Source organism: Rubripirellula reticaptiva, from assembly GCF_007860175.1.
GTDB lineage: Bacteria > Planctomycetota > Planctomycetia > Pirellulales > Pirellulaceae > Rubripirellula > Rubripirellula reticaptiva.
In genome coordinates, this window is the sequence record NZ_SJPX01000001.1 from 114,461 (window position 1) to 130,345 (window position 15,885).

The 15,885-nt window shown below is 56.0% G+C and carries 12 protein-coding genes; 4 read left to right on the top strand and 8 right to left on the bottom strand.

What is annotated here, in order from left to right:
• The first annotated feature begins 4 nt into the window (after nucleotides 1–4).
• Complete coding sequence (locus Poly59_RS00390) at nucleotides 5–883, top strand: sugar phosphate isomerase/epimerase family protein (protein ID WP_146532116.1); 879 nt, start codon at nucleotides 5–7, stop codon at nucleotides 881–883.
• A gap of 63 nt (nucleotides 884–946) precedes the next feature.
• Here the strand turns inward: Poly59_RS00390 and Poly59_RS00395 are convergent, their stop codons facing one another.
• The gene (locus Poly59_RS00395) at nucleotides 947–4,087 is read right to left on the bottom strand and encodes an error-prone DNA polymerase (protein WP_146532117.1); all 3,141 of its coding nucleotides are present in this window, start codon (nucleotides 4,085–4,087) and stop codon (nucleotides 947–949) included.
• A 190-nt stretch (nucleotides 4,088–4,277) separates the two neighbouring features.
• Here Poly59_RS00395 and Poly59_RS00400 point away from each other — a divergent pair, with 190 nt between their 5' ends.
• Nucleotides 4,278–4,742 carry an NINE protein gene (locus Poly59_RS00400; protein WP_222436023.1) on the top strand — a complete coding sequence of 155 codons (465 nt, stop codon included), beginning with the start codon at nucleotides 4,278–4,280 and terminating at the stop codon, nucleotides 4,740–4,742.
• On the opposite strand, the gene Poly59_RS00405 is transcribed toward Poly59_RS00400, so the two are convergent.
• The 6 genes from Poly59_RS00405 to Poly59_RS00430 all read right to left on the bottom strand — a co-directional run bounded on the left by Poly59_RS00405 (nucleotide 4,739) and on the right by Poly59_RS00430 (nucleotide 11,916).
• The gene (locus tag Poly59_RS00405) at nucleotides 4,739–5,806 is read right to left on the bottom strand and encodes an outer membrane protein assembly factor BamD (protein ID WP_146532118.1); all 1,068 of its coding nucleotides are present in this window, start codon (nucleotides 5,804–5,806) and stop codon (nucleotides 4,739–4,741) included. The two genes, Poly59_RS00400 and Poly59_RS00405, sit on opposite strands and share 4 nt — an antisense overlap.
• Nucleotides 5,803–6,909 (bottom strand): MlaD family protein, encoded by a 1,107-nt coding sequence (locus Poly59_RS00410; RefSeq protein WP_146532119.1) that lies wholly within the window; start codon nucleotides 6,907–6,909, stop codon nucleotides 5,803–5,805. Before Poly59_RS00410 ends, Poly59_RS00405 begins: the two co-directional genes overlap by 4 nt.
• Nucleotides 6,906–7,634 (bottom strand): P-loop NTPase family protein, encoded by a 729-nt coding sequence (locus Poly59_RS00415; RefSeq protein WP_146532120.1) that lies wholly within the window; start codon nucleotides 7,632–7,634, stop codon nucleotides 6,906–6,908. Before Poly59_RS00415 ends, Poly59_RS00410 begins: the two co-directional genes overlap by 4 nt.
• Nucleotides 7,635–7,637: 3 nt before the next feature.
• On the bottom strand, nucleotides 7,638–8,510 hold the full coding sequence (locus Poly59_RS00420; protein WP_146532121.1) for an ABC transporter permease: 873 nt from the start codon (nucleotides 8,508–8,510) through the stop codon (nucleotides 7,638–7,640).
• A 191-nt stretch (nucleotides 8,511–8,701) separates the two neighbouring features.
• On the bottom strand, nucleotides 8,702–10,255 hold the full coding sequence (locus Poly59_RS00425) for an NfeD family protein (RefSeq protein ID WP_186775945.1): 1,554 nt from the start codon (nucleotides 10,253–10,255) through the stop codon (nucleotides 8,702–8,704).
• 95 nt (nucleotides 10,256–10,350) lie between these two features.
• On the bottom strand, nucleotides 10,351–11,916 hold the full coding sequence (locus tag Poly59_RS00430) for a TrkH family potassium uptake protein (RefSeq protein ID WP_146532123.1): 1,566 nt from the start codon (nucleotides 11,914–11,916) through the stop codon (nucleotides 10,351–10,353).
• 283 nt (nucleotides 11,917–12,199) lie between these two features.
• Here Poly59_RS00430 and Poly59_RS00435 point away from each other — a divergent pair, with 283 nt between their 5' ends.
• Both Poly59_RS00435 and Poly59_RS00440 read left to right on the top strand, forming a co-directional pair.
• Nucleotides 12,200–12,973, top strand: coding sequence for an SOS response-associated peptidase (locus Poly59_RS00435; protein ID WP_146532124.1), 774 nt, complete (start codon nucleotides 12,200–12,202; stop codon nucleotides 12,971–12,973).
• Nucleotides 12,974–13,242: 269 nt separating this feature from the next.
• Nucleotides 13,243–14,124: a hypothetical protein gene (locus Poly59_RS00440; RefSeq protein WP_146532125.1), complete on the top strand. Its 882-nt coding sequence runs from the start codon at nucleotides 13,243–13,245 to the stop codon at nucleotides 14,122–14,124.
• 3 nt (nucleotides 14,125–14,127) lie between these two features.
• Here Poly59_RS00440 and Poly59_RS00445 read toward each other — a convergent pair whose 3' ends face one another.
• The gene (locus tag Poly59_RS00445) at nucleotides 14,128–15,669 is read right to left on the bottom strand and encodes a YifB family Mg chelatase-like AAA ATPase (protein ID WP_146532126.1); all 1,542 of its coding nucleotides are present in this window, start codon (nucleotides 15,667–15,669) and stop codon (nucleotides 14,128–14,130) included.
• Nucleotides 15,670–15,885 lie beyond the last annotated feature (216 nt).

The window sequence follows — 15,885 nt, forward strand, 5'->3', positions numbered from 1 at the left end:
GAATATGAAACGTCGTCAATTTCTTGGTGCTGTTGGTGCTGGCGCTACGTTGGTTTCCGCTCCCCGTTTGCTGCTCGCGCTGGATAAAGACAACGCGTACCGACAAAACATCGGCATCCAACTTTACACGCTGCGAAACGAAATCAACGAAGACGTCCGCGCGACCGTCAAAGCCGTTGCCGACGCCGGTTACAAGCAAGTTGAACCGTACGGATTCCCCAACGCCGCCCCGATGATCGAAGCTGCGAGAGACTTTGGACTCGCCATCAACTCGTCGCACTTCAACAGCGACTCGATCGTCAACAACGATGCTGGCGACGACGAGTACTTTGAGACCGTCTTGGAAAAGGCTTCCGACGTTGGGCTGAAGCACTTGGTGATCCCTTACCTACCCGATCAATTTCGAACATCGTTAGATGACTACAAGCGGGTTTGTCAAAACTGCAACCAAGCAGCCGAAAAAGCGAAGTCGGCCGGCATCCAATTGTCCTACCACAATCACGCGTTCGAATTCGAACCACGCGAAGGTGGTATGAGCGGCTATGACGTGATGATCGATGAATTTTCTCCAGACATGAAGTTCGAAGTCGACGTGTTTTGGGTCGTCGTCGGCGGCAAGAATCCTGTCGAACTGATCGGCAAGCTCGGCAATCGTGTCTCGCAATTGCACTTGAAGGATCTTGATGCCTCGGTCGAAGTCCCTAACTACGGCGGGATTCCCAAAGAAGCGTTCAAGGAAATCGGCAACGGTGTCATCAACATCGAAGCGATCATTGAAGCCGCCGGTAAAGCGGGCGTAGCCCATTGCCACGTCGAACAGGACCAATCGCCAAACCCATTGGCAAGCATCAAGCAAAGCATGAAGTCGCTGAAACAAATGTAGCCCGACGCCAGCTCTCAAACATTCGGCCTTCCACCGAACCGGAGGCCGCGGTGTCGCGGTTGGCTACCGAAAGTCTCTGGAACGTGGCATCTTCTGGCCATCATCATCGGTGCCGAAATCTACCTCGTCGTTCAGATCGATCAGTCGTCCTACAATCACGTGGATCACGCCTTTCCGGTTTTCCAATTTCCCGTCGACGAGCCAGGAATTGCTAGTCTTGGCAATGCGGAAAAACCGTTGCCAGACAGCCTGAAACAACACAAGATTGATCGATCCGGTTTCGTCTTCAAGTGTCACGAAAACGATCCCCTTAGCGGTCGACGGCTGCTGTCGCAGCAATACCAATCCTGCGACTCGAACCGCGCGCCCGTCGCGAAGGCTGGCCAGGTCACCGGCACAAACACACCCGAGCGACTGCAGCTGATTGCGCGCAAACGAGATCGGGTGCGCCTTCAAACTCAGCCCCGTTGTTTGATAGTCAGCAAACACTTCTTCCTGTGGCGACATCGGCACCAACCCCTCCGGTGCATCGTCTTGGTCGTCAATCTCATCAAACAACGGTGTACCACCGGGACTGTTCTCTTGACCCAGCGATTGCCAAACTGCCGCACGTCGATCCGTTGCCAGTGATCGCATCGCATCAGCATCGGCAAGCCGTTTCAACAGCCCCTTGCCGGCCTTGGTTCGTCGCACCAATTCATCCATGCTTCGAAAAACGCCGCCGCGAACACGCTCGTCTACCAAATCACGACCGGACAATTCGGCCAGACCACTGATCGTCCGCAGCCCTAGCCGAATCGATGGACCAGGCCGGTTCCGATCCGGTTCCAACGTCGAATCCCAATCGCTGTGATTGACGTCGACGGCTCGAACGCGAACACCATGTTTGATCGCATCGGCAATCAATTGAGCCGGCGCATAAAACCCCATCGGCTGGCTATTCAACAGCGATACACAAAAAGCCGCAGGATAGTGACACTTCAAATAACACGATGCGTACACCAACAACGCAAAACTGGCCGCGTGCGATTCAGGAAAACCATATTCGCCGAAGCCCCGAATTTGATTGAAGACATGTTCGGCAAACTCAGCCGTTAACCCGCTGTCTTTCATGCCCGCCAACAACTTGATGCGAAACGTATCGATCACTCCTGGCCGTCGCCATGCTGCCATCGCACGCCGCAACTGGTCCGCTTCGCCCGGCGTAAACCCCGCCGCAACGACCGCCAATCGCATCGCCTGTTCTTGAAAAATCGGCACGCCCATCGTCTTTTCCAACACTCCACGAATCGCGTCGTTGGGATACACCACCATCGACGGATCCTGGCGAGCCTGCAGGAACGGATGAACCATGTTTCCCTGAATCGGTCCGGGGCGAACGATCGCAACTTCGATCACCAAGTCGTAATAGCAACGCGGGCGAAGTCGTGGCAGCATGCTCATCTGAGCTCGGCTTTCGATTTGAAAAACGCCCGTCGTATCGGCCAAACAAATCATGTCGTACGTCGCCACATCATCCGGCGGAATATTCGACAGGGACAACGCGTCGCCATGATGCTTTTCGACCAATTCAAAGCACCGGCGGATGGCTGACAACATCCCCAGCGCCAACACATCGACCTTCAAGACGCCAAGCTCGTCCAAATCGTCCTTGTTCCACTGGATCACCGTGCGACCGGGCATCGATGCGTTTTCAACCGGGCATAGCTCGCAAAGGTTGCCCGCCGTCATCACCATTCCGCCAGTATGCTGGGATAAGTGTCGAGGGAACCCTTTCAACATTTTGACCAAGTAAACAAATCGCTTACCCGTTTCGCTGGTCGTATCCAAACCGGCCGACTCGCAGCGCTGTTCGAACTCTTGACCGCTTTGACCAAGTTTTGAAATCGCGTCGATTGCATCGGCCGAAACCCCCAGCGACTTTCCGACTTCGCGGACCGCGCTGCGAGTCCGATACGTCGTCACGACCGCAGTCATGCCGGCTCGATCGCGACCGTACTTTTCGTACAAATACTGGATCACTTCTTCGCGTCGTTGGTGTTCGAAATCGACGTCAATATCGGGGGCTTCATCACGTTCTCGACTGACAAAGCGTTCGAACAACAGGTCCGTTTGACTGGGGTCAACACTGGTCACACCCAAGCAATAGCAGACAGCCGAATTGGCGGCCGAACCGCGACCCTGGCACAAGATCCCGCGTGACCGAGCAAACCGGACCATGTCCCAAACGGTCAAAAAATACGCTTCGTAATTCAATTCTTGGATCAGTCGAACCTCATGACGAAGCTGATCCAGCACTTTGTCGGGTACCCCACTGGGCCATCGCTGCTTGGCACCCTCCCAAGTCAAACGTCGCAGATGCTCCATCTGACTCATTCCCGACGGCGCAAGTTCGGCGGGGTATTCGTATCGCAGATCGGCCAACGTGAACGTGCATCGATCGGCAATCTCGATCGTCCGGGCGATCGCGTCGGGCACATCACGGTAAAGAAGTTTGATTTCGTCGAGTGTTCGCAAGCAACGTTGGCTGTTGGCGAACCGCTCGCTGGCAACCGCGTCGATCGTCGTGCCTCGGCGAATGGCGGCAACCAAGTCGTGCATTAGCATTCTCGCCGGCGTGTGATAGTGAACGTCACCACCGGCCACCAAGGGGACATCACAACCGATCGCCAATCGCTGAAGCCGTTGAACGTACAGCCCGTCGTCGACGCCGCGATGCAGTTCGCAAAAGACATAGCCGCGGTCGCCAAACGTGTCGCGAAATTTCGTTCGCAAAAACCGAGCCAATTTGGTCGGCTTGCCGTTCTCTGCTGCAACGACTTGTTCAACACTTGGCACCACCGCGGCGATGATCCCGTCACTGAGTTCGGCAAGATCCGCGAATCGCAGTTCACACTCACCTTTTTCCGCTCGCAAGCGCCCACGAGAAATCAAACGACACAGCCGCCCGTAGGCCTGGCGGTCGGTTGGCCAAACGACCATCGGCGGTGCATCGGCCAAGTGCAATTCCGAACCGACGATGTACTTGATGCCGCGTTCTTTGGCCGGCGTCCAGCCACGCACGACGCCAGCCAAGGAAGCTCGGTCGGTCAGGGCGATCGCGTGGTAGCCAAGATCGGCTGCCCGCTCGACCAATTCGTCGGGATGCGACGCACCCTCGAGAAACGTAAAATTGCTTTTGCAGTGCAGTTCGGCGTACTGCATGGGTGTCTACAACCTGAGGACAGAAGTGGCTTTTTGTCCACGTTAACGCGCCGAGCTCGGCACCGGTAGGCTAGCGGCCCCGAAGCGACGACAAAGTCTTGACGCCCAGAACTTTTTCACTGTCGCCCCAAGATTTCGGTTGCCGCGACGAATCCAAGACAGTGCGTTTGCCCGATTCTTGGAAATCACGATGCCTACCGCTTCATTTCAACCATCCTTCACCAACCAGCAACCCATTAACCACCGACACACGTCGATGTCCTCTGAAACCGCGCCGACTCATCCAGCCCTCGTTGGATACTTATTTTGGATTCTGGGATTTGTCGGCGCTCACCGGTTCTACTTTGGGAAACCGTTGACGGGAATCTTGTGGTTCTTTACGGGCGGCCTTTTCTTGGTCGGCTGGATCGTTGACCTATTCCTGATTCCCTCGATGGCTGACGAAGCCAACCGCCGATTCCATCCCGGCGAAGTGGACTACACCCTGACCTGGGTGCTGCACACATTCCTTGGCCTGTTCGGTGTTCACCGTTTCTACATGGGCAAGATCGTCACGGGCGTCATCTACCTGCTAACCGGCGGACTGTTTGGCATCGGCTACATCTACGACACGTTGACGCTGAATGAACAGATCGACGAGATCAACGTTAGCTAGTGAGAAGTTGCGTACGCGTCGGCCTTTAACATCCGTTCGATTTGCCGTGCGACTAGTGACAATCGAATGCGAATCGAGTCCTCGTCGTCGATCGCGCAAGCATCAACCGCATCGCTTGCCGCCCGAACGAACTCCCATGCCTTCTTGGCATCACCACGCCCAACCCAGACACGTGCGACTCGGTTCAGCCGATCAGCCGCCTCCCTTGGCATTCCGGCTTGCTGATACGCGGCCGCCGCCAACTCCAATGCGCCGGGCACTTCACGGAAATTACCCGCCATCCGCAGATACTTTGCTTCGCGATCAAAATGCCAGGCCGCCTGCAGGTACTCTTCTTTGGCCACGTGAATCAGCGCCGCGACGTTTTGCAATTCTGCATGCAGTTCGTACGAACAAACATCGCTTATCAGTTCACAAGCACACTGAAAGTGCTTGCCGGCGGCCGCCAAATCAAACTGCTCGGCTGCCAACCGAGCCCGCGTCAGATGGATCTGAGCGGTGAAACCATCGCGGCAATCTTCCTCGGCACGTTTTGCTTCCAAACGACGCCCGACACAGGGTACGCAATCGAGTGGACATCGCTTGCAGCCCTCAGAGGTCGGACATTCACACGTCGAATCGCCAACCGCGCAGGGCGGCGTCGCACACGCACTGGCATCCAGATAACGCGCCGCAGCAGCGAAACGCCCATCATCGATCGCGATGCGCGACTCTAATAACCAAACGTTACCGATCGATTCGCCGCCACGTGTTAGCTCTGCACGCGCATCAGCCAACCAATCGCGGGCGACCCCGTTGTCGCCGTCGGTCACCATGCAAGCAGCCAAGTTATACGCCCCGTTGCCCGATTCAGTGGGGTCGTCCATCGCCCATGCTCGCAGCACAGCCGATTGGTACTTCTTGATTGCCGCTTCAACATCACCTTCGGCAAACAACTCGCGACCGTCGTCCGCCAATCGCCGAACACGAGTGTCTTTAGCAACTTCACCAACCGACGAACTGCGACATCCGCTGACCACCAGCAACGTCAAGAAAACGAATCCGAAACTAAACCGTACAATCATCGTGCGAAGCCTCCCCGCACCGTCGATGGCGAAATCTGTTCACTCGACGATGCCCGGTTGCTTGATCGACGCAGCAACCAATGATCGCGAATCTCACCAACCAAGTCCTGCGTCTCGCTAACGGTATCGTTGACGCGAGCGGTCGTGCCGGGCAAGTCATCAGCTTCGCGTCGAACGATTCGCACAATCGCGCGAGTTTCTTCGGCCAACTGGGCGACTTGTTCTGCGGCCTGCTTTAGCGTCGCCATCGTGTCGGCAACATCGTCGCCCACTTCGACCGTGGTCGTGTTGGCCGTCTTGGCGGCTGAACTAATGTCGTCGCTTGATTGACGAACATCGGCAAGCGTCGACTTCAAATCATCGTCGAGCAACTTTTCAATTTTTGCAGTCAACACACCAACCTGCGACTGCAACTCGGTCGTCGCTTCGCGGATCACACGCAATGTTTCAGATGCTTCCGGACGCAGTTGCTCGTTGCTCTTCAAGAACGACTCCGACGCCACGCGAGCCTGGTCAAAGGATGGATTCACCGAACTATCAAATGACTCGTTCAAGTGATCCGAGGTCGTTTCAATCGAATCCAATGTCGGCATCATTCGTTGTTGAATCAAGCGTACCGAATCGCTAACGGTTTCAACTTCGCGCGCCATGCGTTCGATCCGATCATCTTCGCTACGGAACGTCGCGATGCGACTGCCATCGGGCAACGGAACCGGCGAAGTCTCGGGGCCTGATCCCCGGCGAATGTTCAGCACTGGCGTGCCCACGCCATACTTACGTGCCGGAACAATGACCGAGTTATCGAAGATCTGATCACCTCGGTTCGCGTCGATTTCTAAATTGACGCGTACACGATCGCTGCCGTTGACGTAATCGATGCCGCTAACTTGACCCGCTCGCTGCCCCAGAATTACCACTTCGATTCCAGGATGCAGATCCTGGACTTCTTCTTGGCCAATTTCGAACCAGTATGATTTTTTCTCCGCGAAATAGTCACTCGCTCTCAGCAACAATAACGCAAGCAGAATCAAAAACAGCAACAGCACCAATAGGAAGGCGCCGACAATTTGGTTGGTGTATCGCAAACGAAAAGGCTGGTTCATAACGTTGCCTCCGGACCTGCAAGACTAAGATCCGCAATCGGCTGTAACGATGCCGACACCAGTCGAAAATGAGCAACCGGCGGGATCAGTTCGGCGCTCGCTTCGGACGAATTGCCCGCGAACCACAACACCGCCGCCCCACGCTGGCGAAGTCGGTTGACGGCGGCCACCAACTTTGGCAACCACAACGGTGGGACTGCCTTCATCGGCCGCTCCAAAAGCAACAGCGATGGATTGCCGATCATGGCACGGACCCACTGGTACATTTGCAAACGCGTGGAATCGACAAAGGCAGGCCGTTCCCAAGATGGTGGGTCAAGCGAAAGCTGTTCGGACAATTCGGTCACTTCGGCACGAACTTCGTTGAGATCGCGACCATGGTGTTCGCTGGCTAACATCACGTTCTCGGTCATGTTCAAGTTTGCAAGCCACGCCTGATCATCGAACACGCGTCCGATCTTACTGCGCATTTTGAAGTGGCGTTCAAAGTCGCTCCCTTTCCAATCAGATTCCTGAAACAGAACTTCGCCGAACCTCGGTTGTTGGAGTCCTTGGATCATCGAAGCGATGTCTCGCGCGCTTTGGGATCGGTCCAAATGCACCATCAGTAATTCACCCTGACGAAGCGTCAGGCTGACGTCGGCAAGGACGAGCGAGCGTTTTGCGTTGCCTTCGAACGAGACATTGCGAAGCTCTAAAACGGCTGGAAGATTATTGGGTTCCATCGCCTACATGATCTTAAAAACGAGTAGGCGACCGTAAATCAGCACCGACAGCACGGCCGACACTGCAAACACGGCCGTCAGTGCCCGGATACCACTGCGACTGGAAACTCGCGGCACGTCTGTCATCGTGCCGCGAACATTCAATCCATCAATGCAGCAAATCGCGCCGGCAAACGCACCCGCAATGATGGTCTTGGGAACAAAGAACAATAGATCCAACGAGTTGAATTGGCTGACGATCCCATCCAGGAACGTTGACCAAGAGTCGCGTATGGCATCCATTCCCCATCCGATCGCATAGCCAGTGACCACCATCGACGTCGCGATGATGATTGCCAAACAAAACACACTGACCACAACACTGATGATTCGCGGCATGACCAAACAAGTCATCGGATCGATTCCCTGTGCATCCAAGACCTCAACCTCGCCACCCACGACCATCGTCGCAAGTTCAGTCGAGATCGCGATTCCGCTGCGCCCGATCACCACCAAACAGGCCAGTAGTGGCGCTAGCTCGCGGACAATTGCTTTCCAAAGTATGGGCATGATGATGTCAGTGGTAATCCCGAGCGCGTCGATCCAAAGCGCGGCCTGTACAATGATCAACACACCAACGGCGGCTCCGAATCGGACGCCCACGAATGCAGCGTCGACGCACGTGAACATCAACTGCCGTGCGAGCACCTGGCGGACCGGACGAGTCCATGAGGTCGGCCGGATTGCCAATATCGCCGTCGCCCACAAAATGGCCAGGATTGACGCCAGCGTCGCACAACGCCCGAGGAACTGGGCGCCGATGAACTCAACCGCCCAAAACACCCGATCCTTGAACGCGCCGCGAGATCGAGTAGGGGTAAGGGATGTCGAAGACACGGATCAAAATCGCTGGGACATGCGGATACGACGGACCCGCGAAACCCTCGCCGGCACCATCGATACGTTCGGCAACTTCCCAACCGCACTGCCAGCAAAACCCCGTCAACCCGAATTGCTAGCAATTCAAGTACCGATGCAACGGTTGCAACCCGCATAATCGGCCCTGTGTCATACCTGTAGTCGCTGCCTCACACGACAGTGGGACGAACCAGCACTCGGGCACCTTGCTTGCCAATCACGGTCACTTCGGTGCCACTGTCGACGAAATCACCTTCGGTCGCCACATCCACCGTAATGTCGCCTACCTGAATACGACCGCTTGGACGCAGCGGTGATACCGTCCGCCCTACGTCGCCAACGCTGACACGCTGCCACCCGGGCAACATCGAATCCATCGGCGCCTCGTCCGTCATTCCACCGGCCATTCCGCCAGCGCCAGCCAACACGGGTGGCTGCAATGTCAATCGACTCAGCCCCGGAATATCGCCGATGTAGTGAGACAGTAAAAACAGCCCCACCAAGAACGCACCGAACGCCCCCATCACCGTCAACACGTCGCTGCCGAGGCCGTCCCACTGCTGTGCATTTTCAGGAATCAACACACGCCGCGACGCCATCACGAGCGACCCTAATAGCAAACCGATCCCGGCCAACCCAGCGATCCCAAAACCGGGAATCACAAACAACTCGCACGCAATGAAGACAATCCCCAATGCGAACAACATGACTTCCAACCATCCAGACGTACCCGCCGCAAACCGGCTCCAGAAGAACAGCCCAAAACACAACAACGACATCAACCCACCCGCGCTAATCCCCGGCGCGCTGAGTTCCACCACCAGAGCAAGCAAACCGACCGCGATCAAAAAGAACGTCATCCAACCCGTGTTCAGAAACCTTGCAATTCGCTCGGCCCAGGTCGGTCCAAGCGTTTCGATGGGTTCGGCGACGTCCAGTATTTCGCCCAATTGGTCTCGGCTGTCGAACGTTTGGTCGGCCACGCCCAATTCAACAAGTCGGCGACCGTTGGCGATGAAGAACATTTCTTTGCCGCCTTCGCGAATCGGCTTGCCCCGTTCCCATTTTTCGCTGTCCTCAAAGGCGTCCCATTCCTTGTCCGAAAAGTACTGTTGCTCGCCAGTTTCCTTTTCCGTGGCCGAAAAAACCACCATGTCTTTGTCCGTCATCTTCTCGGCCAGCACTGGTGGTCGGCCTGTCGCGGCAGCCGTATCACGTGCCTTCTGGGCGACCATGCTGCGGCTCTTTGCTTCGGCATATCGAAACTCGCCACTTATCCCCAGCACGATCACGCCGGCATCGCCCAAGCGAGCCCCCGGCTTCATGATGATCTTGTCGCACGCCAACGCAAACAGAGCCGCACCGCTGATCGCATCGCGTTCGATCATGGCTACGGTTTCCACGTTGTCGGCTTCCAACAACATGTCCATCAATTCGAACGTCACGTCGACGCGACCGCCCGGGCTGTTGATGTCAAAAATCACAACATCTGCGCCGGAATCAACCGCTTCTTTGAACTTGCGTGACAAGATCGCACCGCTCAGCGGGTTCAAATCCTCATGCAGCTCGATGATGACCGCCGTTCGCTTCTCGTCCTTTTCGCGTTTGAACACCTGCGCGGTCAAAGGCGACGCCAGCATGCCGATCGACAGCACGGAAAGGACGCACGCAATGGCGAGCGACAAAGTATTGAGTGAGAAGGCATTCAAGTTTTTCGTGTACATCTGAGGCATCCGATCATCCGGTTCGCGGCGCCCACACTTTGAAAAGAACGGGCCGTTCGTATTGTAGCCGTGTTCAATCTAGGCACGAAAAGGGATCAAATACGGCGCCAAAATGATGGGAAAATCAGTACTAAAACGCTAAAAACTTCCACTCGCCCCAACATCATCAACCACACAAACAACAATTTAGCGCCCTGGCTGAACCCTGCGTAATTTTTTGTTGGGCCAACCACGCCAAAGCCCGGGCCGATGTTATTGAGTGTTGCCGCAACGGCGCTTGCCGAATCAAGCAACTTTTCATCCAACGTGTTGCGCCTCACCTGTTTTTCGATCGCGTCACCACTTGTTTCGACTTGCCCCGCCGTCGCCGCCTCGGTCACGCCCCACGTACTACTAGGTTCAAAGGTGATCAACAACAACCATGAAAAAACGAAAATTGCCAGGATCATGGAAAAGTAGACCACGATCCCATTGGCCAAGTTCGGATCGTCGACCGCCGTGCCACCGATGCGAATAAAACGAATCACGCGAGGCCGATGCGACTTTTCGATTTCTTGACGCAAGATTTTGTAGAACAAAATGTGGCGGATCACTTTCATGCCACCACCAGTACTGCCGGCACATCCGCCCACAAACATCAACAGCAACAAAATACCGCGGCCAAAGTTATTCCAGTGATCAAAGTCAGCGGTTCCGTATCCGGTTGTCGTCAAGACTGACACGACCTGGAACATTCCGTTCCGCAGTGCATCAAAGAACGTATCAAAACCTGCATCACCGGATCGCATTCCAAAGAAAATCACTCCGCCGGTCACTAATGTGATGATGCCGATGAAGGTCCGGAATTCAACGTCACGAAACAGTCGCTTGGGACTGTCCAATAGCGAAAGGTAAAGCAACGTAAAATTCGTGCCCGCCAAGATCATGAACAAGATCGTCGTGAAGTCGATCACGCTGCTGTTGAACTGTCCGTGACTAGCGTTGTAAGTGCTGAAACCACCCGTCGCCATCGTCCCAAACGCATGACACAGTCCATCAAACCACGACATGCCTTCGATGACATAGACGAACGTTAAAATCACGTTCAAGCCGACATAGATCGCGGCAAAGGCCCATGCCGTCGCTTGCATCCGCGGCATGCTGCCTTCTTTGGTGGGCCCCGGCATCTCGGCCCGCATCATCGCTTTGCCGGCCGACCCTTGCCCAAGAATTGCGACGAACAAAACGACGATTCCCAGACCGCCAAGGAAGTGAGTCCAAGATCGCCAGAACAAAATGCAGTGCGGCACTAGTCCAGGTGAATCCAAATCCGTCAACACCGTCGCACCGGTCGTGCTGAACCCGGACTGTGATTCAAACATCGCTTCGATGAACGTGATCGGTTGCCCTGCGCTGATGCATGTCCCGGACAAATAAAACGGCAGCGCGCCCAAGATCGTTGCCAACAGCCAACTGAGCCCGACGACGGCCATGGCTTCTTTTTGAAACAGCTGGCCACCCCGATGCCGGCGACCGATCATCCGAAGCAGCACACCCAAGAGCATGCATATCGTCATGCTCAGCAACAGCCCGCGAGCACCGGCGACCTCGAACCCATCCGCGGCCGGCAAATAAGTTCGCTTAGCAAGCGCCGGAAACGCAAACGGCAAACTGAAGCTCATCGATCCACCGATCAACAAACAAATCGATCCGAGCGCACGGAAGAGAAGCGGAAAGTTCAAAGAATTGGGCCGCTGGGAAAGGCGGTGGAGTGATGCAAAACGCAATTTCAACGCGGCGGCCAGTCGATTCCGGCTACCAAGGCCAAAAAATTCTAACGCCCCAGCCAGATTTCACGAAGGTGGCGCGGCGGAACAGCCGGCAAACTAGGTTGCAGCCACGGTCGCGACACCACGCTAGGATGGCACCAACAACTAACTTTGATGATATTTCGGAGCAAATCCCGTGTGTGGTCGCCTGACTCTTCGCACCCCGCCGACCCGTTGGTGCCAGCAATTCTTGCCGTCGATCGATCCCCAAGACTTCGGCAGCCAGCAATTCGACATCCAGCAATTCCCCCCCCGGTATAACGTCGCCCCAACCCAGATGCTCGCTTGCGTGATGACAGGGGTGACGGATCAGTCGCCGGAACACCCAACGAAGCAATCAACGAGGCAACCGACCGCGGCACCGGTCTTCCAGGGCCGCTGGTTGCGGTGGGGACTGCTGCCACCCTGGGCCAAAGAGCTTTCGGTGGGTAATCGCATGATCAACGCACGCAGCGAAACGGCGGCATCAAAGCCTTCCTTTCGCCAAGCCTTTTCGCGCCAGCGGTGCCTGGTCCTCGCTGACGGCTACTATGAATGGAAGAAAATGGAGGATGGAAAACAGCCCTACCTGATAGAGCAAAAATCGGCTCCCGACGGCGTCCCCGCAACCTTTGCGATGGCCGGATTATGGGAAACCAACACGAAGATTCCCGCCGACAAGTCGCCTCTTTATTCCTGCACGATTTTAACGACCGCGGCGAACAACACGATGTCAAAATTACATGACCGGATGCCAGTCATTCTGGAACGGGCCAACTACGAACGTTGGCTCGATCCAACTTTTTGTGACCTCGACACGTTACAGTCCTGGATGGCCCCGGCACCCGACGACAGCCTGTCGTTTCGCGCGGTCGATCGTCATGTCAACAACGCCCGCAACCAGGACGCTCGCTGCATCGCATCGGCCTGATGACAAGTTTGACGGTCAATCAACTTAGTCGCATCAATACAATTCCTGGTCGCCACAATCACCCGCAAAGTTTGCCGAACCCGATTGGTCAATCTGACCGGACCGATCCGATTAATTTGTGATTTCAGATCAACAAATATGTTCGCCACGAATCCGCGTCAGTTTGGCGCAATCGTCGGACACCGCATCGCTGCCAAGGATCCCGACGCTCGATATCAGAAATGCACCTCCCGCCCTTTCTGTTTCAGTTGAACTCATTGGCTATTTCTATGCGTCACCTTTCCTTGATCGTTGCGATCACCATCGGCTTCGCGTTCTCAGCAAACACAAGTGCGCAAAGCACAACTTCCGATCGCCCGTTTGATTTGACATTCGGCAAAGCGTTCTGGGGTGCGATGCTGCCAGAATACACGATCGGCGAAGATGCGGATGGTGGCTCGGCATACCGCGACGATGGCGACACGCTTGGTGCCCTGTGGGAACTCAAAGCAGTTCGACGATTCCTCTGGACTCGCACCAGCGTTGAAACGAAAGCCTTCTATGGACTGGCGCGAGCCAACTCGAACAAGGGCCCGACCGATCTTGATGTGCCCAACCCGATCACCGGCGCAAGCAGTGCGTTAACGAGCGGTCGAAGCCACCTTGATGCAGACGTTGATCACTACGGATTCGATTTCGCTCTGCGTGATACATGGCAAACGCGGGTCGGCGGATTGTCGGCCGGTTGCGGGTTCAGCTACATGGCGTTCGACCAAGATTTCAAACTTGAATATTCCGGTGACCGACTGTTCAAAGAATCCCTCGATTCGGACTTTGTCGGTGGCAAAGCGTTCGTCGGCTGGGAAGGCTACGTCCTTGACCGAGCAAGCAACCTTGATCTCACCTTCGGCTTCTACGATATGGATGCCGATTACACGTTCACGGGCGGATCAATCGCCGGTTCACGATTCGATGAAATCAGCCGCACCTCGGGTACCGCTGACATCAGCTTCACGACTCGCGGGATGATCAACGGACGCGTCGTCGGATTCACGACCGGCGCCATGTACATTTCGCGGATCGCGGCGATCGAGCGAAACGCCGCCGGCGTAGCGGTACTCGGCACTGACGACGCCGTAACGATCCGCGCCATGTTCGAAATTTTGCTGTAACCATCACGTCCACAAGTCGCGGTCCAGACTTCGATAGCCGATGGCTTCGGCGAGGTGCATTTCTTCGATCTTTTCGTCGCCCGCCACGTCGGCGACCGTCCGGGCGATTCGCAGGATCTTGTCGTGGGCTCGGGCGGACAGCCCCATTTCTTCGACGCTATGACGAAGCATCATTTGGCAGGTCTTGTTCAGTTCGCAGTACTTGCGAACCTGGCGGCTAGTCATCAGCGCGTTGTAGCGAACGGGACCGACCTTGAATCGTTCCTGTTGAGGCCCGCGCGCGGCAACCACATCCGCCCGCATCTGCTCGCTCGTCGTTCCGTCACTCGTCGACGTCGACAGATCTTCGAACGGAACAGCCGGTACTTCGATGTGAATGTCAATTCGATCAAGCAGCGGTCCCGAAATCTTACCCATGTATTTTTCAATCTGCGGCGGCGTGCAATTGCAACTGCGCCGCGGGTCGCTGCGGTAGCCACAAGGACACGGGTTGGCTGCCGCAATCAACATAAAGTCACTCGGGAAAGTACTGCTACGCAGCGCACGACTGATCGTGACGACGCCGTCTTCGAGCGGTTGCCGCATCACCTCGAGCGTCTTGCGATTGAACTCGGGCAGTTCGTCCAAAAACAAAATGCCATTGTGAGCCTTGCTGATTTCGCCCGGCGCCGGTGGACTGCCACCACCGACCAACCCAGCGTCACTGATCGTATGGTGAGGACTACGAAACGGACGCCGCGCCATAAGCGGCTGACCGGCCGGCAATTGCCCCAACGCACTGTAGATCCGAGTCGTCTCAATCGACTCCGGTGCAGACAGTTGTGGCAGAATCGTCGGCATCCGCTTGGCCAGCATCGTTTTCCCGCTGCCGGGCGGCCCCACCATCAACAAATTATGCCGGCCCGCTGCGGCGAGGGTCATCGCGCGCTTGGCAGATTCTTGTCCGCGGACGTCACCGAAGTCGACGTCGTAGGCACTGAACTGTTCGAACAATTGTTCCAGTCGACTTGGCGCCGGGTCGATTTCGATGGCACCGCCAAAGAAGGCGACCGCTTGCGCGAGTGTTTCTACCGCGATCACGTCGAGCCCTTCGACGACAGCGGCTTCGCCTGCATTTTCGGCTGGCACCACGATGCCGCGCAGCTTCTTGTCCTTCGCCGCTTCGATCGCGATCGACAACACTCCCTTGACCGGCCGCGTTTGACCTTCGAGCGCAAGTTCGCCGATGATTGCGTAGTCCTCAAGCCGCTCGGCCGACAACTGTCCGCTGCCTGCCAACACGCCCAACGCCACCGGCAAATCGAACGACGCAGCTTGCTTGGGTAAATCACCAGGCGCCAAATTGATGACGATCCGATCTTGCGGACGAACGAAACCGCTGTTGACGATCGCGCGTTCGACACGGTGCGTCGACTCTTTTACCGCTGCATCGGGAAGACCGACCAGAATTGTCTTGGGCATCGCGGCCGGCGAAATGTCGACCTCGACATCCACGGGCATCGCTTCAATCCCGAGCAGCGTGAACGTCTTCAGTCGAGCAAGCATGATGCCCCGTCACAGTTTGCGTAGCGTTTGTCCATGTAAATCGTGACACGCTCGACACCAACTATCAACCGGTGAGCGGCCTCTCGTGCACCACAGAATCGAATGCAGTCGATCTCGCACCGGTTTCCGACGAGTTATTGGTAGAGGGAAAGCCAACTCGCTCATTCAAGTTTGCCGACCTCTGACCGTCTATAATCTCAGCTTAAACTTGAATCA

Bases quoted from the DNA above. Each gene is read 5' to 3' on its own strand.
- Poly59_RS00390 (WP_146532116.1), top strand. From the start codon at position 5: ATGAAACGTCGTCAATTTCTTGGTGCTGTTGGTGCTGGCGCTACGTTG.
- Poly59_RS00395 (WP_146532117.1), bottom strand. From the start codon at position 4,087: ATGCAGTACGCCGAACTGCACTGCAAAAGCAATTTTACGTTTCTCGAG.
- Poly59_RS00400 (WP_222436023.1), top strand. From the start codon at position 4,278: ATGCCTACCGCTTCATTTCAACCATCCTTCACCAACCAGCAACCCATT.
- Poly59_RS00405 (WP_146532118.1), bottom strand. From the start codon at position 5,806: ATGATTGTACGGTTTAGTTTCGGATTCGTTTTCTTGACGTTGCTGGTG.
- Poly59_RS00410 (WP_146532119.1), bottom strand. From the start codon at position 6,909: ATGAACCAGCCTTTTCGTTTGCGATACACCAACCAAATTGTCGGCGCC.
- Poly59_RS00415 (WP_146532120.1), bottom strand. From the start codon at position 7,634: ATGGAACCCAATAATCTTCCAGCCGTTTTAGAGCTTCGCAATGTCTCG.
- Poly59_RS00425 (WP_186775945.1), bottom strand. From the start codon at position 10,255: ATGTACACGAAAAACTTGAATGCCTTCTCACTCAATACTTTGTCGCTC.
- Poly59_RS00430 (WP_146532123.1), bottom strand. From the start codon at position 11,916: ATGAGCTTCAGTTTGCCGTTTGCGTTTCCGGCGCTTGCTAAGCGAACT.
- Poly59_RS00440 (WP_146532125.1), top strand. From the start codon at position 13,243: ATGCGTCACCTTTCCTTGATCGTTGCGATCACCATCGGCTTCGCGTTC.
- Poly59_RS00445 (WP_146532126.1), bottom strand. From the start codon at position 15,669: ATGCTTGCTCGACTGAAGACGTTCACGCTGCTCGGGATTGAAGCGATG.